We start from the raw sequence: 22,727 nt of genomic DNA on the forward strand, positions 1-22,727 counted from the left end.
AAAATAATAACTATATTTTTAAGGACTTTGTGGACGTTATTTTGGGGAGAGATGATGAAAATAAAATCCAAGCTGCTTGGCAGCTATATGATACTTGGCGTCAGCTTTACGCTGGTAAGTTGTATTGTGTTGAGTTGGCTGATTAACCGCGCCTCAACGCAAGAGCTCAGCGTAATTGTCAAAGATCGGCTGATTGCGGCGCGAAATCAAACCACGGATCGGGTCGAGAGCTACTTTAAAACTGTGCAACATCAAGTAGAAACGCTGTCAGAAAGCACCATGGTGATCAATGCCGTCAAAGGGTTTAGCGAGCGATTTTTTTCTTACCCAAACAGCGCCGACATACATGTATTAAAAGATCTCTACCAAAAAACTTTCACTGAAAAATATCAACAGCTTAACCCAGGAAAAACGGAAGATTTTAGCTCGTTATATAACGCATTGCCTGACCTGACTCGCGCCCTACAAAACGATTTCATTGCGCTAAATCAGTACCCGCTTGGCGAGAAAAACTCGCTCGATACAAGCCAGCATTCCACTCCGTACAGTGACTTTCACGCCGAGTTTCATCCGATTTTTAATCACTATTTGCAAAGCTTTGGCTTCTATGACATTTTTCTCGTCGACGCACAGTCAGGCTACGTGACCTACTCAGTGTATAAAGAGCTTGATTTTGCCACTTCACTCAAAGACGGCCCCTACGCCCAAAGCGGTTTAGCCGATGCTTATCGCGGCGCGATGCAACTCGACTCATCCCAGCCGTTTTTCATTACCGACTTTGCGCCCTACCTTCCTTCTTATGATGCGCAAGCCGCCTTTATCAGCGCGCCAATTCATGACCACGGCAAATTGGTCGGCGTACTGATCATGCAATTACCACTGGATATCATTGATAACATCATGACCCACGATCAGAACTGGGTAAAAGCTGGATTGGGCCAATCGGGGGAAACTTACCTTGTGGGCGGCGATAAACTGATGCGCTCCAATTCACGCTTTGTGATTGAAGACCTTGATGGTTATGTGCAAGCGGTGAGCCAGCTTGAACAAGATAAAGCCAAGCTTGATATTATCAAAGCCAAACAGACCTCAATTGGCCTACAACATGTCAATTCGCCTTCAGTGACCGAAGCACTCAGCGGTAAAAGTGGTTACCATTTAATTGATGATTATCGCGGCGTACCTGTGCTGTCTGCCTACCAGCCACTGAACATCAAAGGGCTCAACTGGGTAATACTCAGTGAAATCGATGAAGCAGAAGGGTTTAAACTGCTAGACAGCGTGCAAAGCTATACCATTAAAGCAATTGTCTCGCTTGGTATTGCCGCGCTGATCATCGGTGCGTTAGTGGCTTGGCTGATGACACGCTCAATCATCACACCGCTCAATCGCATGATTGACATCTTTAAACAACTCTCTTCTGGACAAGGGGATTTGCGTTTTCGCCTCGATGAAAAAGGCAATTCTGAACTTGCGGTACTCGCGACTCAGTTCAATGTTTTTATCGGCCATTTAGATTCAACGTTTTCCAGTTTGATTGCCTCAATTGTGCGTATGAAACCGATGTCAAAAGATGTCGAAGAAGTGAACTATCAACTGACATCTTCCGCCGACAAAATTAGCCATGAAACCGCAGTACTCAAAGAGAAACTCGATGAAACCATGAACTCAAGCTTGGTGGTATCGGATGAACTGAGTGGCATTGAGCAAGCGTCCAAACAAACGATAGAAGTGGTCAACAGTGGGTTAGAGTCGGTGGAGCTGACCGTCAAGCAGATGGCGGCGCTTGAGCAAGACATTCAACGTATTTCTGATGCAGTATTGTCGCTTAAAGGGGATGCCGACAAAATCAGCAGCGTAATTAACGTGATTAACGATATCGCTGAACAAACGAACCTGCTGGCGCTAAATGCGGCAATTGAAGCGGCGCGTGCGGGGGAAATGGGACGTGGCTTTGCTGTCGTTGCCGATGAAGTACGCGCACTTGCGACTAAAACTCGCGCATCGACGTCCAGTGTTAACGAGCTGATTACCACCATCAGCACCAGTACTAACTCAGTTGTGGGTATCATGGAGACCAGTTTAACCACCGCGGCAAGCAGTTTTGAGCAAGTTGATAAAGCGCAGCAAAGCTGGAAGCAGATTGAGCTGTCAATCGCCAATATTAGCAATCATGTTGACCGCATCAGCCATGCCATTGTCGGCCAGCAACAACAAATTAATGGTTTATCCATCAACTTTAATGCCATGGATGATAACTTCTCCAAAACTACTCATACCATCGAATTGAGCCAATCAATTGGCGAAGACATCACCAAAATGGGCGTGAAATTGCGCTCGCTAACCAATATCTTTCAAGTCACCGAAAGCAAGCATTCTGAAGCACGCCGCAGCCAATTCCGCGGTGAAGATGACAAAGCTTAGCCTTCCAAACATACAAAAAGCCTCGCTAAGCGAGGCTTTTTCGTCTTTAACACTTAATAAATTTACAATGTAAATGCCTGTTCAGATCTGGCGTCAAAGGGCATATTTGCACTCCCCTTCCCCCCAAGCCAGCACTTTATTAAGCCATCATTGAAAATCCCATTATGGCGTGGCATCTAATTCGACCGGCAAGTAATGCTTAGGCTCGAGTTTAAGCCATTCCGGTAATACAGTTCCGATCGAAATGGATGACCAAGTTCCCGTCAGCACCCCAATAAACATCGCGGTTGCAAACCCTTCTAGTGCCGCACCGCCCATAATCCATAACGCGGAAATGGTGATAAGCGTTGTACCCGATGTCACCATAGTGCGCGAAAATGTCGCGATGATAGCTTGGTCGTTAATCTCAGCAGTAGGCAATTTTTGTTTGGCGACTAAAAGCTCACGAATACGGTCTGAAACAATGATTGAGTCATTGAGCGAATAGCCCAATATAGCCAAGATCGCCGCAAATACCGTCAAGTTAAACTCCATTTGCGTCATAGCGAAAAAGCCCAGTACCAGAACAACGTCATGCATTAGCGCTAACAAAGACCCGGTCGCCAATCGCCATTCAAAGCGAAAACACAGATAACCAAGAATACACAGCACCGAAATCAACAGCGCCATGCCACCATCATCGACTAAATCTTGCCCAACCTGAGCGCCCACCATACTGTTGCTCACAATGTTCACTTGATGAGAGATTGGCGCAAGAACATCGGTAATATTCGGCATCGTTTGACCAGCTTGCGCATTTGAGTAACGAATCACCCAACGCCCTTGCTGGTCAGAATGCGTAACACTGGTAAATTCACCCAGTTGCGGTTTGAGGACCTCAAGTAGTTGGTCGCTGGTAAGTTGTGGGTCAACGGTGACTTCCGTCACCATGCCGCCGGTGAAATCCAGCCCCATATTCAAACCACGACCTGCCAGCATCGCAACTGAAAGCACCATCAAGCCAAGCGATATAAACCCTGTCACGTAACGAATACGGCGAATATGTTGTTTTAAAAACGTTACCATGATTTAAACCCTCACTTGGTGGCGGGAATCACGTCCCCAGATCACATTGATAATCGCACGTGACGCAAACACGCCACTGAACATACTGGTCAACAACCCAAGACCAAGGGTTAATGCAAAACCTTGAATCGGACCATTACCGATTGAAAACAGAATCACTGCCGTGATCATGGTGGTGATGTTGGCATCCAAAATGGTGCTAAACGCGCTGTCAAAACCGGCGTCTATTGCCTGAGCAAATGAACGCCCTTCGCCAAGCTTGTCTTTGATTCTTTCGAAAATCAGAACGTTGGTATCAACCGCCATACCGACGGTGAGCACCAAACCGGCGATCCCTGGCAAGGTCAACACCGCACCCGGTAACAAACCAATTAAACCCAGTAGACACACTAAGTTAATCAGCAGCGCCACATTGGCAACCCAACCCAAACGACGATACCACAACGCCATAAAGGTCAAGGTTAAACCCAGACCAAGTGCAAGTGCGGCGAAGCCGTTATGAATATTTTCCGCCCCAAGAGAGGCGCCAATCGTGCGCTCTTCAACAATAGTGACAGGTGCGGTCAGAGAGCCAGCGCGCAGTAGTAGCGCGAGCTGCTGCGCTTCATCAATCGACCCAGCTCCGGTAATTCGAAACTGACTGCCGAGCTGTGACTGAATGGTCGCGACACTGATTACTCGCTCACGACGCTCGGTTTCACCTTTCGCGTTAGTGGTGTATTCACGATACACCGTTGCCATCGGCTTACCGATGTTCTTACCAGAAAAGGCACTCATCAGCTTGCCACCGGCGTGATCAAGCGAAATATTGACCTCTGAAAAACCCATTTTATCGACGCCAGCACGCGCATTGACGATATGCTCACCGGTCAGCACCGGATGCTTATCAATCACCACATCCTTGCCATCGTTATCTTTCAGCACCACATCGGAATAACTTTTGCCTTCGCTTGGCGATTTCGCTGGGTAGAAAGCCAGACTTGCCGTCGCACCGATAACATTTTTCGCTTCAGATGGATCTTGTACGCCCGGAAGTTCAATGCGAATACTGTGTTCACCTTGACGCTGAACCATGGCTTCGGTAATACCAAGTTCCTCAATGCGGTCACGCATGATTTTTAAGTTTTGCTTGAGTGTTTGGCTTTGAAAATCGAGCTTTGATTGCTCGGTTGGCGCAACGCTGAGCTGACCGTCATGGTGCTGAATTTGCCAATTTGAATAATTTTTCTCCACAAAGTCACTGACTTTATTCAGTGCATCTGAGGCAGAGCTGGTCACGGCAAATTGGTCATTACCCTGCGCTTTAATTGCCACATCACGAATTCGCTCGCTCCGCAGCATATCGCGCACTTCATCTATCAGTGCATTACGTTGCTCTTCAAAAGCTTTATTGACGTCAACGTTAAGTAGAAACTGCACCCCGCCGCGAAGGTCGAGGCCAAGTTTTATCGGGTTAAAGCCAAGTTTGCCGAGCCAATCAGGCGCAACCGATACGTAAGAAAAGCTAATAGCATCGCCATCTTTAATCAACGGATTAAGTAACTGGCGAGCTTGAGTTTGCTGGTCTTCATCAGCAAATACCAAGGTGGTTTTCCCCGCGCTTTGAGTGATGCGCTGGGCTTTTATCTGATGTTGCGTTAGCAACTGATTGAGGCTGGCAACCGAGTTAAGTTGCGACACACTGCCTTGCTTCGCTTGGCTTATCTGAATCGAAGGCTGTTCGCCATACCAAGTCGGAATAGCACTAAGTGCAAGTAGCAGCACCGTGACAATGAGCACCACATATTTCCATGAGGCGTAGTGATTCATAAGACGCTTAGCAGGCGCCTTACGGGTGTTTTTTTTCTTCATAGTTCAAATCCCTCGACACAAAAAGCGCGAGTTAATCAGTGAAATTAGACAAATTAGGTCGCGAGACACGCTCGCCAAGAATTATGAAGAAAAGGGAAATTGACTATTGAGGGCAACGTACAGCGCGTTGGTTTCCTTCCACCCAGCAAGACGATATGGGTTGCCATTGCCATGAACATACCAAATGATCGGCGAAGCCAGCGTGCCAATAGACGTGTTGAAACCAGAAACTGGCGTCGCCAGTGCAGCATAACTTAACGGTTCGTCATCAGGCTGGAACTGAAAACGAGGCGCTCTGTCAAACCGATAGGCATGAAGAATTGCACTCGCACGACGAGACGTATTAGATGAGAAAGATGTTGAGCCCGACGTGTTGACCGGCTTGGCCGCAAGCGTGTCCGCTTGGGTGGTAAACAGCGGCGCATTTTTGGTGATAAGTTGGCGGTTAGGTTCGCCTTCTGTGGGGCACGACAGAGCCTGCGATGGTAGCACCATAGCAAGCAGAGTAAACCACAGATATTGAATAAAACGCAGACCCATTCACACAACAAAATAAACTAAATCAAAACCCATACTAATTTGCATAACAGCGTGCGACAACTAAAAAGATCTAAAACTCGCTGCGCACTGCTATTGGTAGAATATCTTGCCAGTTTGTACATCAAGGTAAATTTTGTTTTGTTGCTTTAAGCCGCCGCAGTAGACGAAATACACATCTCGTCCTTCAAATCGGTTTGAACGCACCCAGCCCCCGAGTTCTTCAAAATCCTCTGGCGAACACGTGCCCTCTTTGAGCAATTCATCGGCCTTTTTGGTGAACATCTCAAAGAAATCCTTAAAGTCATCCGATTTTTCAACGTATTGACTGACGGTTTCCAAACGCTCTTCACGGGTGATGGTGGGCGGCACTTCCAACAAGGATTTCATCGGCACCCATTCTGCAGTTTGTTCACCGCCCTCTTCATAGACATAGTAAGGCGTGACACGCCCCCAACCGTCTTTTTGTTCGAGAATGTGCAACTTGTCGCCACGGTACACAAACCCTTCAATAAAGGCATCGCCACTTGGGGCGTTTCGAACCGCGAGTTTTTCTGGATTAACATAATAATCGGTGACCGGCTTAGGCTCTGGTACCACCACCTTATCCTTTTCCAGATCGAGTACAGGTTTTGGCTTAAGGCGCTCTAATTCAGCTTTATTGGCCGCAGCCAACGCTTCTTGCTCTGGCTTCATCACAAATAAGTAATAGCCCGCACCTGCGCCACCGACACCCAGTAGAAATAGCACCAACATGATGATCTTTTTCATAACTCTCTCAGCGATTTACCTATACTTAATTCAGACCACCTCACACCATGACTTAACATGCAATGGCGCCCACTTATTAACACTATAGCGGCCATTTGGCTGACAACTTTACCTTGGCTCGCTCAGGGTGGGCAATGCGTGGAAAGGAGTTGGAATCAGTTGATTGTCCAGCAGAAACAGCTCGACACTTGGTACAACCAACACGCTAAAAAATTTAATCAGTTCCTCGACATCTACCGTCAGCAAGTGTTCTTGCATCGCCAATTTACTCAACAGCAAATCGTCTCTTTTTGGTCGCCGAACAAGCCAGATTTACAACGTAAAATGCGTGCGCAAATCGAGAGTTCTCAGCAAATCGCCTACCATCTACAGCAAGAGATCGACTTACTAACCGAACAGGAGCGCCCTGTCAGTGGCCTGATGGCGCAATGGCAAACCATGAGCCTAGCTTGTAAGCAAAATAAACAAGCGGTCAACGCCCACTCCAGCCAACAGTATGTTACCCAAAATCAGCAACTTTTAACGCAGCTTACCCAACTTAGTGACAAGTTAGTCACTCTAAAACACGCTTATATAACGGAGAGTGAGCAACTTACTTTGGCAGAGCAAACCGCCAGCAAGGCTGATGTAAAAAATAAAGGGGCCCAAAACCATTCGGAGGGGAATAAATGATTCTGGGCCAACCTTGAACTGGCTTAAGTTAACAGTCCAAACCTTGCAGCGCATCGCATTTGGCAGCGCAGATAAAGTCGTTACGATGCAATCCCTTGAGGGAATGGCTCCACCAAGTCACTGTCACTTTGCCCCATTCCAGCAAAATGCTTGGGTGATGAAACTGCGCCTCGGCAAGGTGCGCAACTTGGTCTGCAAACGCCCAAGCAAGCTTAAAGTTCTTAAATACAAATACTTTTTCCAGCTGTGGTATTCCCTCTCGTACACAAATTTGCCAATCTCTAAGCTCTGCCAACAGCCGTTGCTGCTGTTGAGTATTCAATGCCTCGGCGCCTTTGCTGCAAGCTTCACAAGTTAGTTGTTCAAGCATGATTCACTTCCTTTGACTTAAAGCGCGCGGGTAATAACCCAAGCCTAATGGCTTGATTGACTTGGTTCATCACATCAAGGCAAGTAAGCCGATACAGCTGTGCGATGTCTTCAAGTACAAAGTACACGGGTTGCATGATGTCGATTCGATAAGGTGTGCGCAGCACGGTTTGTAAATCAAACGCTGCGCGTTCAGGCTCTGGGCTTTCTAGCGCATACACCGTTTCCCCCGGCGAAGACAAAATGCCGCCGCCGTAAATTTTGCATTCGCCTTTTTGCTTCACCAGCCCAAACTCAACCGTAAACCAGTAAAGCCTCGCCAAATAGACGCGCTGGGTGTGGCTGGCATGTTCACCAAGCTGGCCATAGACCTGAGTAAAATGCGCAAAATCATGATGAGTTAACATCGCACAGTGACCGAACACTTCGTGGAAAAAATCCGGCTCTTGCAAATAGTCAAACTCGTCGCGCGAGCGCAGAAACGTTGCCACCGGAAACTGTTTGGCGGCAAGTAAGGCAAAAAAATGTTCGAAATCAATCAATGCCGGCACGGGCACCACCTGCCAACCCGTTTGCGCCTTAAGAACATGATTAATATCGCTGAGCTGCGGCGCTTTAGATGTGGGCAAATCAAGCATCGCCAAACCACTTAGATACGCATCACAAGCACGGTTTTCGACCCGTTTGTGTTGACGATGGATCAAGTCATGCCAAATCCGGTTTTCTTCTGCGCTCCAGCGAATACGCCCATGCTTATCAAGTGGCTTAGAACGGTAATGAGTCATCACATCGCTCCTATCTCATGCCTATTAGCTAAAGCCTAAGTCATCCCCAATCATGCGCTAGCCGCCTTCTAAACCGCAGCGACGACGACTGTGTAACAAAAATTTTACATCGAGATATTTTTTCTTGAATATCATCAAGATGAAAATATAAGTCGCGTTTGACATTGATTAAATTGTCACCAACACTTAGTTCAGTCACAGCACACCACGGACACCAAAATGCCAAACTCAAGGACTGATCATCTGCCACATCAGCCCTGGCAACCTAGCCAGCAGCGGGTGCAGGATTCCAACCTCAAGCAGTTTATTCAACACATTAACATGCAAGGTGAAATCATCACCGATTACCCTTCACTGCACGCGTGGTCGGTCGCCAACAGCAAAGAATTCTGGTTGGAAGTGTGGCAATTTTGCGATGTGATCGGCTTCCAAGGCAATTGCATATTTGGCGAAGGCATTGCCAAATGGCAACGGTTTTGCTCCAGTCGTGACACCATTTGGTTTCCCCAATCGCAGCTAAACTACGCCGAGAACCTGCTGTCCTATGCATTTCAAACGCCAGATGGCATCGCCATTTGGTTTAAAAATGAACGCGGACAAACACGAAAAGTCACCTGGCAGGCGCTGTGCGACCAAGTTTCCATCCTTCAGCAGTGGCTAAAACAAAACGGCGTCGAGCGTGGCGATGTCGTGGCGGGGTATCTCCCTCACCTTCCTGAAACAGTTGCGGCGATGCTTGCAACCACCAGCCTTGGCGCAATATGGACATCGACCTCTCCCGACTTTGGCGTTGAAAGCGTGGTGGAACGGTTTGGTCAGGTACAACCTAAAATTCTATTTTGCTGCAATGGCTACACCTTCAACGGCCAATCCTACTTGATGGAAAGCCACAATGCAGAGCTGGCGGCAGCGCTGCCAAGCGTCACCAACACCTGCCAAATCGATTATCTGCAAACAGGTCAAGATTCCCTGTTTGGTAGCGAACACTTCTCCGATTGGGAATCGGTTCTTTCGGGTTATTTAGCGCGCGGTGTGGAGTTTGAGCGTATCGGATTTAACGACCCGCTGTTCATCCTCTACTCTTCAGGCACCACAGGGCAACCGAAATGCATTACCCACACCGTGGGCGGAACGATTTTAAATCACCTCAAAGAGCATCAACTGCACTGCGATATTCAACCGGGCGACCGAGTATTTTATTACACCACCTGTGGCTGGATGATGTGGAATTGGCATGTCAGTGCACTTGCCAGCGGCGCGACCTTAGTCATTTATGATGGCAGTCCAATGACACCCATGCCCAGTGTGCTGTGGGAATTGGCACAGGAAGCCCAAGTCACGCTGTTTGGCACCTCAGCGAAATATCTGCAGACGCTACAAAGCAGTCAATTCTCGCCCAGCCAATATTTTTCGCTCACGACGCTCAAAACGATCTGTTCAACAGGATCGCCACTTTATCCCGAGCAATACGACTATGTGTATGCCAATATCAAACCCGATATACACTTAGCCTCCATTTCCGGTGGTACCGACATTTGCGGCTGCTTTGTCATCGGTAATCCGATTTCAGCCGTCTATCGCGGTGAATGCCAAGGTCCAGCACTAGGCATGGATGTCTGCGTATTTAATTCTCAAGGAGAACGTGTGGTTGGTGAGCGCGGAGAGTTAGTCTGTTGTAACAGCTTTCCCAATCAACCGCTCGGCTTCTGGCATGATGATGGCGAGCGCTACCACAGCACCTATTGGCAGCGATATGAAAATGCTTGGCTACAAGGGGATGATGTGATGCAGACCGAACATGGTGGCATGGTGTTCTTTGGCCGCAGTGATGCCCAATTGAATGTCGGAGGGGTGCGGATTGGCACCGCGGAAATCTACCGTCAGGTAAATAAAATGCGGAAGGTTCATGATTCTATCGCCGCATCACGTCTGCGTGGTGGTCATGAAATTCTGACTTTGTTTGTCCAACTCAAAGCCGGTGAACATTTGGATGAAAACCTCAAAGCCGACATCAAATTGCGCCTTAAAACCCACTGCTCACCAAGACACGTTCCGCAAGAAATTTATCCGATCAGCGATACCCCAAAAACGCGCTCAGGAAAGCTGATGGAAATCGCCCTCAAACAGGCTTTAAATCAGCAGCCGATTGCCAATCTTGGCGCTCTAGCCAATCCACAAGTGCTAGATGAAGTACGAGCGCTAATTAAATCGTCTCAATAAACAATCTTAGCGGTACGCCAAACAGAAAAGACCTCGAAATTTCGAGGTCTTTTGCATGCAACGAGTCATGAAAATCGGGCTATTTTTGCGCTACGCACATCACCACTTGTTGAGTACCAAGCTCGGTGTCGATGCTAAATGGTGTCGTCACCGTCACTTGCTCAAAACCGACACTGCTAAGCACTTGCTTTGCGCGTTGCACGGAAATGCCTTCAATATCGTTGGGGCTATCACTTAGCCAATCCCACTGAATAAAGTAACCGCCCTCATCAAGCAGCGAATAAACGATATCAGCGATATCCGCGTAATTGGTCAAAAAGCCACACACGGATGAGGCCGTCACAACATCAAACTGGCCACGAAACGCCGGATGAATCGCGACTAAACCGCGAGTTAACATGTCAACCACTGGCTCTACATTACTCAGCTCTTTTTGATCGAGCTGCTCAATCATGGCTTCAGAGCCATCAAGCGCCACAATATCTTTGGCCAGCGGAGACATTTTTTGGCATAACTGCCCAGTGCCGCAGCCAAAATCTAAAACATGCTTTCCTGAAAGGTCCACAATTGCAGTCAGTGAATCAAATGCCTTGGTCGCGAAATTAACCGTTGCTGGGTTACGTTCCCATTCAGCGGCGTAATCATCCCAATTCATTGCCATCATGATCTCCCTATAACTTCATACATCTGGCAGGTACTTCACAAGAGTAAACTAAAACTGGCGCTAGTTCATAGCCTTAAATCAGTTAAAACGGACATCTGCCGATAATTTGGTTAAAATTACGCAGCAACCTCGCGAGGCGAGTCGAACCCAATTGACTTGCGCTCGTGTTTTAGCATCGCGGATTTTGGAGCCTATTTTTACGTTATGAACGTATCGCAAATTGAATCTTTTTGTTTGATCGCCGATCTCGGTTCGGTTTCCGAAGCCGCGCGCCAACTCGATTGCAATCGAACTAAACTTAGCATGGCGATCAAAGCGCTTGAAAAAGAGCTCGAAATCGAACTGTTCGTGCGCAGTGGCAACCACGTTGCACTATCCGAAGCTGGCAAAGCAATTTATAAAGATTGCCAAAATATGCTCGCAACCGCGTCAAGAATCAAGCAAACCTGCCTACAAGTATCAGGCGAATTTAACGCCGAGTTGTGGATTGCTCGAGATGACTCGCTGCCTGACGAGTTGTGGCAAGAACTGGCGCACACCCTCAATCATAAATTTCCCGCCACATCCTTTAATATCGTTCTCGCCTCAAGTGGCGATTTATCCAATCTGGTCGGCACTCAACAAGTCGACTTTGCGTTTGGGGTTGACTACGAACGACTGGATAACCCGCTCATCACCTACCAACCGCTGGGTAAAATTCGCATGATGTCGGTATGTAAGAGCGGCCACCGCCTTACCAAACTAAGCCGAGTGTCGGATGAAGAATTGCGTAACGCAATGCAAGCGGTGATGGTGTATCTCAACGAAAAAGACAACCCTGAACTGCAGCCGCTATCACTGACCCATATTGGCTTTTCAAGTTTTGATTACATTCTCAATACCATTCTTACAGAAGATGCGTGGGGAGTTTTGCCAGAGCCGTTAATTCGTCATTACCTACGTAAGCAAGAGCTGGCAGTAATTAAACACACCTATGGCTTAACCCAAGAAGATTACTGTATGTTGACGGCCGCAGGCATGGCTGAACACCCGGGAATGACCTGGCTTGCCGATCAATTGAACGAATATCTCTTTGACTTCTAACCATGTTTCATTCTGATGACGTTCGAAAATCACTCAGCGTCAAATATGTTGTCACCAAAAATCTTACCTAAGTGGTTGTTTCAAAATAAGTAACCAGAATTTTTCGCTATTGACACACCACTTATCTGGATATTTGATTTGTCAAAAATGCAAATAAACAGAACAATATGGCCATCTAATTTATTGAGTAAACATTATGTGTGCCAGGACAAGCTTAAACGAAAAACGAATTCTAACTCTTTCTGCCCTTTTAGCATCAGGCTTTGCCGGCGGTGGATTAGTGCTCGGATTACTCGTTGGCTCTCTGGTAATTATGTTTGACGGCGTCTATTCAATGGTTAGCCTGCTGTTAACATTATTGTCACTCGCAGCATCGCGTTATATGCGCAAACCATCACAAGGCCAATTCCAATACGGCAAAGCCATGCTTGAGCCGGTTGTTATCATGATCAAAGGCAGCGTGATTTTGTCGGTGGTGTGTTATTCACTCTACTCTGCAGTAAGTGCACTTTTTACTGGCGGACGTGAAGTCGATGCGTCGATTGCCACACTGTTTGGCATCATCAACGTAATCGGCTGTAGCTACGCTTGGTGGACTATTGCTAAGAACTCAAAGCGTTTTTCATCCGGTCTTATCGAAGCAGAAACCAAACAGTGGAAAATGGACACCCTACTGAGTGTCGCAGTAACGGCAGGTTTTGTGTGTGCGTGGTTACTGTCTATCAGCCCGTGGGCGCAATACGAAGTGTATGCCGACCCGGTTATGATGCTATTGATGTCGTTTTACTTTATCAAAGTGCCATTTGATATGATCAAAGGCGCAGCGCGCGAACTGCTGATGATGCGCCCAAGCAAAGAGATTTGTCAGTTAGTCGGCAGTGAAATTGCCGCGTTGGACGAACAATCACCACAAAACTTTAAACTGGCAGGCGTCACCAAAATTGGTCAAGAACTGCGCGTAAAAGTGGATATTCATAGCACCAGCCAGCAGCTAGATGTCAAACACCTTGACCGTGCTCGTCGAGTGCTGAAAGACAAGTTATCAAAACTGTCACTGGATCTGAACCTAACCATGAACATCGCCAACTAATCGGTTGGCGCTGCTCTCTAATGATTGCTTAAGACAAAGCGATAACTTCAGCGCTTGTGCAATTCGCTTTACTAGACTTGGTGGTTAAATACCAAGTCTTTTTATTTTGAAACAATCTATATGCGACTTTATATTTCCCAATATAAAAATCATAACCAATAAATATCAAATACCCACTTAAATAAACAAAACATATAATTGAATCAGGCAAAGCAACTGTTTTAAAATTCAAAAGAAAAATATATCCATTCAAAAAATTACACTCGAAAATTATTTAAATTAATTTAGATCAACAAACCTATAGAATTATTCTCCATTCACCTTTGTGAAATAAATCCTTTATATTTCTGAAATATACCAAAAATACTTTAGGCATTTTCTTTGAGATGCTCTAATGTTTATAAAAAATACGATTTCTCGCCGCGCGTTTCTTGGTGGTGCAGCAAAGGTTGGCGCCGCTGTCGCTTCTACATCCATTTTGACCGCTTGTGACAATGACGATTCCACAGATATCTCTGGCGTTAAAATCGCCATGCTTGCAGATGTGCACTTTCATGATGTTTTTGGTAATTATGATTTTAGTGAATATAACAGTGAAGTGACGATACGCAGCTTGCAAGACTCTTGTGAATCGACGCGAATGTTCAATGAAAATTACTTTGCTTTTATTCAGGCGTTACAAGAAATTGGCGAGCAAGGCATTAAATATATCTGCCTACTCGGAGACTTCTCAGATGAAGGTCAACTCGATACGCTGAAAGGCTTTCAACGTGTCGTTGAACCATTTATTGAAAGCTATGGCTTTGAATTCTTTTTGACCAATGGTAACCATGATCCAAATAAACCGTTCGGTAGCGACCAGAGCAAAAACTTCTTAAATACAAACGGCGCCAGTATTTCAGTTACTAGCGATGCCAGCAACGACTTTTCTGCTGATGATGTCGTTGTCGACCAACACATATCTCAAGGTATGTGGTCTGCTGGCTATGAAGAAATGTTTGATCTGCTGGGTAACTACGGATTTCAAAATAAGTCGAGCTACGTGTATTACGAAACGCCGTGGGGAAGCGATGATTTTGCCGACCGCGGGTTAATGATGACATCAGAGGACGGCTCGGCCTCTTTTTGGTGCCCTGATTCCTCTTATCTTGCAGAGCCTGTTGAGGGGCTTTGGATTGTTGCCGTGGATATGAATATCCACTTACCCAACCAAGACGGTAGCAGTTGGAGTCATGCCTCAGTCGGTTGGGAGGAAGGTAAACAATACAAGCCACAGCTGATGACTTGGCTTGAAAGCGTCACCCAACGAGCTCAGCAAATGGGCAAAACGCTGATTGTATTCAGCCATTATCCCGCAACCGAGTATCTCAATTCGAGCGCCAATGATTTTTACTATGTGTTCAACGATGGGTCGTACAATAACACTCGCGTGCCTTCAACAGATACAGCGTCGCAAGTAGCAAATACCGGCGTAAAACTGCATTTTGCCGGACATATTCACGTTAACGATACGTCATCTTATCAAAATGACAACGCGACACTGATTAATGTACAAGCACCTTCTCTCGCCGCTTACACTCCCTCTTATAAAGTGATTACCTGCCATTCACCTTCCCTGTTTGAGATTGAAACCCAAACTCTGCAGGATGTCGCCGATTTTGATTCACTGTTCCCTTATTACATAAGCGAACAACAGCATCGCGAAAGTGTCGGTGCCGACATTCAATGGGCCGACATGCTGGATGCCACGAATTACCGCGATTTGATGTACCGCCACTTAAATGTGTTGATGAATATGCGGCTTAAATCGGATTGGGGCGCAGATATTCTCGCGCTATTCGATGCACAGACACCGTTGTACTGGTTAATGATGCTGTCATGTTTTGAAGGCGAACTCGACAATCAACAAATGCTGGCTTTAATTGCAGAAATGAACGCCGATGCCAGCAACAATGACATTATTAGTCTATTTACGAACTGGGACCTAGAAACACAGGCGCTTGCTGCGCTTGAGCAAGTCGAAAGTCATAATCGCACCTTCGTCACTGATCGAGCTCAAATGTTAGAGGTCGGTTTTGACGAGTTGTGTCTTACAACCTTATACCTGCGCAATGGCGATGAGCTCGCACTGCAAGACCTCAATTACCAGCAATTGGTCCCGATTCGTATCGCAATCGAAATGTTTAAAAATAATGACGCTGATGGCGACTTGGAAAACATTAACTGGGATACCGATTACGTAGGCCAAGATCCCGCCAGCGGCGGAGAAGTGACTCTCGAACAGCTTGACTTAGCGCTATTAAAAACACGATTCGCTGCGTTAGCACGAATCTATCACCAGTTAGGAAAAGCCAAACCAGCGGATCATTTCTATGTCGACCTGGCGAGTGGAGATATTGAAGATTTGGCGGGAAACAAACAGTTTTAATCGCTGCTCCTTTGGGCATAAACGTCGTTGATACTCAAACAGTTGATGCTCAAACAATAGACATAAAAAAGCCGACATCATGTCGGCTTTGTGTCGTTATCTGCTATTTTCTTAACGCGTTCAATTTGGCCTGTGCGATACCGAAAATACTATCAATCGGGTAGCTGCCTTCCTCACTCGCGACGCCTGCTTGTTTGCCGGTAAACAGTTCAATCGCTTCTGTAACGTGGTCAATCGCCCAAATATTAAATTCGCCGCGCTCAACCGCTTTGACGATATCTGGGCGCAGCATCAAATTGTGCTGGTTGGAACGTGGAATGATCACCCCTTGTTCATTGCTGCGGCCTTTAATCATGCACACATCAAAGAAGCCTTCGATTTTTTCATTCACACCACCAATGGGCTGCGCTTCGCCAAATTGGTTCATTGAACCGGTAATCGCAATGTCTTGACGATTCGGTTGCTTAGCAAACGCTGACACGACCGCACAAAACTCCGCCATACTCGCGCTGTCACCATCTACGCCGCCGTAAGACTGCTCAAAGGTGATGGTAGTGGTCAGCGGCACCCGCGCCGTTTTGCCAAACACCGACGACAAATACGCAGTCAAAATCATCACCCCTTTGGAGTGAATGCTGCCGCCTAAATCGACACTGCGCTCGATATCAATCACATCACCATCGCCATAACAGGTAGTCGCTGTAATCCGGTTTGGCGCGCCAAACATATACTCACTGGTGGCAAGCACCGATAAAGCATTAACTTGGCCAATCGCCGACCCCGAGGTACGCAGCAAGGTTGTGCCATTGATGAAGCCTTCCATCACGCTGTCACGCAAGCGATTGACTCGCAGTTCTTGATTCGAAAGCGCCTCTTCGACATGACTGGCACGAATCATATTGGAATTTGCTTGCTTGGCCACATAGTTGGACTCACGCAGCAAGTTGGCAATATGCGCCGAGTGCAGCGACAGCTTGAACTGATCGCCAGAGATCCGTGAACTGTGCTCGATAATACGTGCGATCGCTTTGCGGTCACAGTGCAGCATATTGCTGTCGTGAACCACGCTGGCAATAAAGCGAGCATACTGCAGCTCTGAATCCGAGGTTCGTTTCATCTCGTCTTCAAAATCGGCGGTAACACGAAAGAGTTCGCGAAACTCCGGATCATAGTGTTGCAGCAGTTGATAAGTGCGGTAGTCACCAAACAAAATGATTTTTACATCAAGAGGAATCGGCTCGGGATCAAGCGACACCGCGCCAGTTAAGGTCACTTCTTTTTCAAGCGAGGTGAAACTCATTTGTCTTGAACGCAGCGCGCGCTTAAGCCCATCCCACACATACGGCTGTTCAAGCACCTTCTGCGCGTCCATCATCAGCACGCCGCCGTTGGCTTTGTGTAAACTGCCAGCCCGAATCAGTGAGAAATCGGTAAACACCGTACCTTTAAAGGTGGCGGTTTCAATGTAACCAAACAGCGAGTGATAGTTCGGATTTTCTTCCACTACGATAGGAAATTCGCTATCAGGCCGCGACACCAACACGTTTACTTTGTAACGGCGCGGCAGCTTTTTATCCAGCGAGGCGGTCGCAATCTCTGCCTGCTCATTACTCTCTTCAAGGAAAATATCGGCATTTTCAACGATGTCTTTTTGCAGCTCAGTTAAATAGGTTTTGATTTCGCTGTGTTCGTTGTAGTCGATCTTGAGTTGCTTAATAAAATGGGTGATCACATCTAGTGTCACATCATCATTGAGCTTTTTAATTTTTTCGCTGTACGACTCTTCCCACTCAGTCAAATGGCGCACCATTTTGCGCAATTTGATTTCAAGCTCGTCAATTTTATCGCTGAACGCTTCTTGCTCTTTTTTCGACAGCGCGTCAAAGCTCTCTTCAGTGTGCAACTCTTCGCCATTCATCGCCACGAATTGATAGTCACCTTGAGTGGTGATAGTCAAACTAATGCCCTGCTCTTTGGCTTCATGGCTGATGCTTTCCAGCTCCGCTTCTTGCTTTTGCGCTAGCTGGTTTTTCAGTTTGTCTGCGCGGCTATAATACATTTCGTTATCAAACGCGAGCGGCAGCGCTTGAACCAGCTTGGTCATTAATTTCTCGATATCTTGACGCAACCTGCTCCCCACCCCAACGGGCAGTTTTAATACCTTAGGCGTGCGAATATCATCAAAGTTAGCCACATAACACCAGTCAAATAGCGCATCGGTATCATGTTGATGACGGCTTAAATAGCGCAAAATCATGGTGCGCTTGCCTAGCCCATTTTGGCCAATGGCGTAAATGTTATATCCCTTTTCTTTAATCGACATCGCGAACTCAACCGCTTTTTGCGCGCGTTCTTGACCAACGATTTCATCGATCGGCGCCAACTCTTTCGTCGATTTACTGGTCAATTTCTCCAGTTCAGCGGCGTGATAGAGCTGCTTTGCTTCAAGCCTTTCAATCGCCATCACAACCTCCTATGTTTTTGTTTTTATGTCTCTTGCAAATATTAGTTGAATTTTATTTACGATTTAGTGACTTACACTCAAAACGTAACTGAACGACTAAAAATTCATCACTTTTGCATGTTTTATATTCAATTAAATGATAATTATTTGCATTAGAGACTAATTTGCATTTAAATAGCGAGTACGGAAACGGCTGGACACATTGACTATGGATTTACAACAAAGCTGGGCACACTTTCTAAAAGCAGAACAACTTCTCGACCAAGGTCATTGGCCAGAAGCACACTACTTGTTTGACCAAGTGTTGTCACACCTACCCGGACATATTCAAAACGCATTAGACCAACAAGAGCTCAAACCTTGTCAACTGGCTTGCCTGTTGTCTGGTTTACGCGATGCCGCCGTCCATCAATCCGAGATCCTCAACAAAATGGGGGCACAACAACAAGCGTTTCAGGTGCTTAACCAATCCTACGCGCTGGTGCAGTTTATCTCGATTGAACCGTCTCCTTTAGTGGCAGCCTGTGCTGACACTTTGCATACACACAGTGAAGATTTATTACGTCACCTCGGCGCGTTTTGCGCAGCGCAGCGTAATGCTCAGTGGATGATCGAGTTTGAACAAATTGAACAAGCCCACCACCACTTTGCGTCCCTTAAGGACCACAGCGCGATTCCGCCAAGAATGATGAATTAAAAAGGATGTACCATGTCTCAATCACCGATTCTAACGGTGCGCAATCTCTCCGTGAGCTTTACCACCAATGACGGCATCGTTGATGCAGTAAAAGACGTCAGCTTTGACCTGCACAAAGGCGAAACGCTGGCGATCGTTGGCGAATCCGGTAGCGGTAAATCGGTCTCAACCAATGCGTTGATGAAGCTGTTGCCCAACAATGCCATCATCGATGCACGCTCAAACATTGAGTTTGAAGGCCAAGCATTGCTGCCAAAATCAGACAAGCAAATGCAATCGATTCGCGGCAACCGTATCGGAATGATCTTCCAAGAGCCGATGACCTCGCTCAACCCATATTTGCGCGTTGGCAAGCAAGTGACCGAAGCGCTCACTTGCCATCAACCGATGAGCCAAGCGAAAGCCAAAGCTCGCGCGTTGGAGCTGTTTAACTTAGTCCAGTTACCAAACCCAGAGCAAGCATTTAAAAAGTACCCGCACGAGTTTTCAGGCGGTCAATTGCAGCGAATCATGATTGCTGTGGCGCTCATCAACGAGCCCGATATTTTGATCGCCGATGAACCGACCACCGCTCTGGATGTCACCGTGCAAGCCGAAGTGCTCGATCTTATCAAACGTATTCAAGCCAAAATGGGCATGGCGATTTTATTTATCACCCATGATCTTGGCGTGGTTAAGCACTTGGCCGACCGCGTGATCGTCATGTGTAAAGGCGATGTGGTAGAAGAAGGTCCATGCCAACAACTGTTCGCAGCGCCAAGCCACGAATACACTAAGATGCTAATAAACTCTGTGCCGCGCGGTCTTAAAACGCCAATTGAAGACAGCGCCGATATGCTGCTCAAAGCCGATGACATTCGCGTGCGTTTCTTGGTCAAACCGCACTTTATCGAAAGCCGCAGCCAATACTTTGAAGCGGTCAAAGGCATTTCACTGACGCTAAAACAGGGTGAAACCTTAGGCATTGTTGGTGAGTCTGGTTCAGGTAAATCGACGCTCGGTCGCGCGCTGATTGGCTTATTGCCTTCAACCGGCTCCATTGCCTTTAAAGGTCAAAATCTTGATGAGTTATCAGCCAAGCAACGTTTCGCACTGAAAAAAGACATTCAAATGGTGTTTCAAGACCCTTACGGTTCGCTGTCGCCACGTATGACGGTTGGTGAAATCATTACCGAAGGCTTAACGGTACACCAGCCAAGCATAAGTCGCAGTGAACGCATGCAACGCGCGCGTAAAGCGCTGCAAGAAGTGCGTCTCGACCCAACTTCGATTAACCGTTACCCCCACGAGTTTTCTGGTGGTCAACGTCAACGTATCGCGATTGCTCGCGCACTGATCCTAGAACCGTCGTTTATTCTGCTTGATGAACCAACATCGGCGCTCGATCGCTCAGTGCAATTAACCGTAATTGATTTGCTCAAAGACATTCAGAAAAAACACAATATTGGCTTTGTGTTTATCAGCCATGACTTGAGCGTGGTGAAAGCATTATCGGATCGCGTCATCGTAATGCAAAAAGGCGAAGTGATGGAGCAAGGCAACGCCAGCGACATCTTCAACCACCCAACTCATCCTTACACGAAAAAACTGCTTGCCGCGTCATTTGATATCGACGAGCAAGTCGCTTAATTACAAAAGTTTCACGACAACGTCAGGCTGTTCACAGCCACCCAAAACCGCGATAGGCTGAATATCGCGGTTTTTTTCGCTCTATTTTTCACCCAAAACAAAGGTTTCTTCGCAAAACAACGATTCTCGCCCTGAGCCAAAGTTTCCAGCGCCAAAGCCATCGATTTCTCGCCAAAACGACCGCATGCCGAGCCTGCGTATAAAATGCCTGTGCTTGGCTGCAATTCTTGTTACTTTAATACTCAACTGAATGCCAAATTAATGCTCACTATCAAGGAGAGAAAAATGCAACTGGAGATGTTCATCTGCGATGCGTTCACCCGTAACCAATTTGCCGGTAATTCCGCCGCTGTCGTACCTGTGACCGAGTGGCCTAGCGAGCACATCATGCAAAATATCGCGATTGAAAATAACCTCTCAGAAACCGCATTTGTTAAAAAGCTTGCCGACAATCACTACTTTATTCGCTGGTTTTCACCGCTGTGCGAAATCGACTTCTGCGGTCACGCAACGCTTGCGACCAGCTATGTGTTGTTTAGCCAACTTGGCGTCAGTGGCACCATTACCTATAGCACCGAGAGTGTCGGCGAGCTGACGGTGACGCAAAATGACGCAGGCCGTATCGTGATGGACTTTCCTAATAAGATGCCCAGTGAGGTCAATACCATTCCCGCGATGCTGCTCGAAGGCTTATCGATAACCCCAAGCGAAATTTTGGCTAATGACCAAGCTTATGTGGCGGTATTAGGCAGTGAGCAGCAAGTTTTAGATATGGTCACCGACAGCGAAAAGCTCAAACAGCTTTACCCGCTTGATGTGGTCGTGACCGCTAAAGCTAGCAATGCTGATTATGATTTTGTGTCGCGCTACTTCTGGCCTGCCAATGGTGGTGATGAAGACCCGGTGACGGGTTCGATCCACGCCGGATTAGCGCCATTTTGGGCCAAGCGTCTTGGTAAACATTCGCTGGTGGCGCGTCAAGCCTCTAAGCGCGGCGGCACTTTATATTGTGAGGTGCAACCAGCAGAGAATGGTGAATCTAACCTTGGACGAGTCACCATCGCGGGTGATGCGGTGCTTTATTCAAAAGCGCAGATATTTGTCTGATACAAATGGGGCTACTTGTGACCAAACCGCAGCGATTTATCACACTGCGGTTTAAAGCGTCATGCTTACCAGCGGCTCAGCGGAATGATCATCGGCGTGTGGGTGATTGGGTCTGGCACGATGTGACTTTTAAGGCCAAACACGCGCTCAATTAGTTGTTCATCGATGATGTCACTCGGTGCGCCCTTGGCAACTAACTCACCGCCATGCAGCGCGATGATGTGGTCAGCGTAGCGACAAGCTTGGTTTAGGTCATGAAGCACCGCCACCACAGTGCGACCTTCGCGCCGGTTAAGGCTTTTAAACAGATCCAACAGCTCAATCTGATGGGCAATATCCAAATACGTCGTCGGTTCATCAAGCATCAAGGTTGGGGTTTGCTGGGCTAAGACCATCGCAATCCACACACGTTGGCGCTGACCGCCAGATAAACTGTCAACGCTTTGATCTGCGAGCTCCACCACACTTGCCGCTTGCATGGCATGATTCACTGCCTTTTGATCGTCATCGCTCCACTGGCGAAACATACTTTGATGAGGATAACGCCCTCGCGCTACCAAATCATGAACACGAATACCATTTGGTGTATTGGCGCTTTGAGGCAATAACCCAAGTTTCTTCGCCACCTCTTTGGTCGGCCACTGATGGATGTCTTTGCCGTCAAGCAAAATCGAGCCTTGAGTTGGCTTTAGTAAGCGGCACAAACTTTTGAGCAGCGTGGATTTTCCGCAGCCATTTGGCCCGACAATCACAGTAAATTTGCCTTGCGGAATTTCCAGACTCAAATTCTGGCAAATCTGTTTAGTGTCGTAACCGAGTGTAAGATTGTGCGCTTCAAGCGACGCAGCGTTGAGCGGTGCATTCATAATCG

General features: G+C 47.1%; 18 protein-coding genes. 9 read left to right on the forward strand and 9 right to left on the reverse strand.

What is annotated here, in order from left to right; translation table 11 throughout:
- Positions 1 to 51 precede the first annotated feature (51 nt).
- Complete coding sequence (locus tag BLS03_RS09530) at positions 52 to 2,424, forward strand: methyl-accepting chemotaxis protein (protein ID WP_245696641.1); 2,373 nt, start codon at positions 52 to 54, stop codon at positions 2,422 to 2,424.
- 162 nt (positions 2,425 to 2,586) lie between these two features.
- Here BLS03_RS09530 and secF read toward each other — a convergent pair whose 3' ends face one another.
- The 4 genes from secF to BLS03_RS09550 all read right to left on the reverse strand — a co-directional run bounded on the left by secF (position 2,587) and on the right by BLS03_RS09550 (position 6,648).
- Positions 2,587 to 3,489 (reverse strand): protein translocase subunit SecF, encoded by a 903-nt coding sequence (gene secF / locus BLS03_RS09535; RefSeq protein ID WP_093272771.1) that lies wholly within the window; start codon positions 3,487 to 3,489, stop codon positions 2,587 to 2,589.
- Positions 3,490 to 3,492: 3 nt separating this feature from the next.
- The gene (gene secD, locus BLS03_RS09540; protein ID WP_093272773.1) at positions 3,493 to 5,340 is read right to left on the reverse strand and encodes a protein translocase subunit SecD; all 1,848 of its coding nucleotides are present in this window, start codon (positions 5,338 to 5,340) and stop codon (positions 3,493 to 3,495) included.
- A gap of 81 nt (positions 5,341 to 5,421) precedes the next feature.
- Positions 5,422 to 5,880 (reverse strand): hypothetical protein, encoded by a 459-nt coding sequence (locus BLS03_RS09545; RefSeq protein WP_093272775.1) that lies wholly within the window; start codon positions 5,878 to 5,880, stop codon positions 5,422 to 5,424.
- Positions 5,881 to 5,970: 90 nt separating this feature from the next.
- Complete coding sequence (locus tag BLS03_RS09550) at positions 5,971 to 6,648, reverse strand: SH3 domain-containing protein (RefSeq protein ID WP_093272776.1); 678 nt, start codon at positions 6,646 to 6,648, stop codon at positions 5,971 to 5,973.
- Between the two features lie 138 nt (positions 6,649 to 6,786).
- Between BLS03_RS09550 and BLS03_RS09555 the strand changes: the two genes are divergently transcribed.
- Positions 6,787 to 7,320, forward strand: a complete 534-nt coding sequence (locus BLS03_RS09555; protein ID WP_143015610.1) for a hypothetical protein — start codon at positions 6,787 to 6,789, stop codon at positions 7,318 to 7,320.
- Positions 7,321 to 7,348: 28 nt separating this feature from the next.
- Here BLS03_RS09555 and BLS03_RS09560 read toward each other — a convergent pair whose 3' ends face one another.
- Entirely contained in the window at positions 7,349 to 7,690 is a 342-nt protein-coding gene (locus tag BLS03_RS09560) for a 4a-hydroxytetrahydrobiopterin dehydratase (RefSeq protein WP_093272779.1), read from the reverse strand.
- The gene (gene phhA, locus BLS03_RS09565; protein ID WP_093272780.1) at positions 7,683 to 8,474 is read right to left on the reverse strand and encodes a phenylalanine 4-monooxygenase; all 792 of its coding nucleotides are present in this window, start codon (positions 8,472 to 8,474) and stop codon (positions 7,683 to 7,685) included. Before phhA ends, BLS03_RS09560 begins: the two co-directional genes overlap by 8 nt.
- 219 nt (positions 8,475 to 8,693) lie before the next feature.
- On the opposite strand from phhA, the gene BLS03_RS09570 reads away from it, so the two are divergent.
- Positions 8,694 to 10,694 carry an acetoacetate--CoA ligase gene (locus tag BLS03_RS09570; RefSeq protein WP_093272782.1) on the forward strand — a complete coding sequence of 667 codons (2,001 nt, stop codon included), beginning with the start codon at positions 8,694 to 8,696 and terminating at the stop codon, positions 10,692 to 10,694.
- Positions 10,695 to 10,773: 79 nt separating this feature from the next.
- On the opposite strand, the gene BLS03_RS09575 is transcribed toward BLS03_RS09570, so the two are convergent.
- A complete protein-coding gene (locus BLS03_RS09575; RefSeq protein WP_093272783.1) occupies positions 10,774 to 11,355 on the reverse strand; it encodes a class I SAM-dependent DNA methyltransferase in 582 nt (193 codons plus the stop codon).
- Positions 11,356 to 11,562: 207 nt separating this feature from the next.
- Between BLS03_RS09575 and BLS03_RS09580 the strand changes: the two genes are divergently transcribed.
- From BLS03_RS09580 to BLS03_RS09590, 3 genes are all read left to right on the forward strand, one after another.
- Complete coding sequence (locus BLS03_RS09580; RefSeq protein ID WP_093272785.1) at positions 11,563 to 12,441, forward strand: LysR family transcriptional regulator; 879 nt, start codon at positions 11,563 to 11,565, stop codon at positions 12,439 to 12,441.
- A gap of 196 nt (positions 12,442 to 12,637) precedes the next feature.
- Positions 12,638 to 13,531, forward strand: coding sequence for a cation diffusion facilitator family transporter (locus tag BLS03_RS09585; protein ID WP_093272787.1), 894 nt, complete (start codon positions 12,638 to 12,640; stop codon positions 13,529 to 13,531).
- Positions 13,532 to 13,925: 394 nt separating this feature from the next.
- Positions 13,926 to 15,959, forward strand: coding sequence for a metallophosphoesterase (locus BLS03_RS09590; protein WP_093272789.1), 2,034 nt, complete (start codon positions 13,926 to 13,928; stop codon positions 15,957 to 15,959).
- Between the two features lie 103 nt (positions 15,960 to 16,062).
- Here the strand turns inward: BLS03_RS09590 and BLS03_RS09595 are convergent, their stop codons facing one another.
- A complete protein-coding gene (locus tag BLS03_RS09595) occupies positions 16,063 to 18,423 on the reverse strand; it encodes a Lon protease family protein (protein WP_093272791.1) in 2,361 nt (786 codons plus the stop codon).
- A 208-nt stretch (positions 18,424 to 18,631) separates the two neighbouring features.
- Here BLS03_RS09595 and BLS03_RS09600 point away from each other — a divergent pair, with 208 nt between their 5' ends.
- From BLS03_RS09600 to BLS03_RS09615, 3 genes are all read left to right on the forward strand, one after another.
- The gene (locus BLS03_RS09600) at positions 18,632 to 19,120 is read left to right on the forward strand and encodes a hypothetical protein (protein ID WP_093272793.1); all 489 of its coding nucleotides are present in this window, start codon (positions 18,632 to 18,634) and stop codon (positions 19,118 to 19,120) included.
- A gap of 12 nt (positions 19,121 to 19,132) precedes the next feature.
- Positions 19,133 to 20,749, forward strand: a complete 1,617-nt coding sequence (locus BLS03_RS09605; RefSeq protein ID WP_093272794.1) for an ABC transporter ATP-binding protein — start codon at positions 19,133 to 19,135, stop codon at positions 20,747 to 20,749.
- Positions 20,750 to 21,034: 285 nt separating this feature from the next.
- Positions 21,035 to 21,856, forward strand: a complete 822-nt coding sequence (locus tag BLS03_RS09615; RefSeq protein WP_093272798.1) for a PhzF family phenazine biosynthesis protein — start codon at positions 21,035 to 21,037, stop codon at positions 21,854 to 21,856.
- A gap of 65 nt (positions 21,857 to 21,921) precedes the next feature.
- On the opposite strand, the gene BLS03_RS09620 is transcribed toward BLS03_RS09615, so the two are convergent.
- On the reverse strand, positions 21,922 to 22,722 hold the full coding sequence (locus BLS03_RS09620) for an ABC transporter ATP-binding protein (RefSeq protein WP_093272800.1): 801 nt from the start codon (positions 22,720 to 22,722) through the stop codon (positions 21,922 to 21,924).
- Positions 22,723 to 22,727 lie beyond the last annotated feature (5 nt).

The sequence above is a fragment of the Vibrio xiamenensis genome, from assembly GCF_900100015.1.
GTDB classification, from domain to species: Bacteria; Pseudomonadota; Gammaproteobacteria; order Enterobacterales; family Vibrionaceae; genus Vibrio; species Vibrio xiamenensis.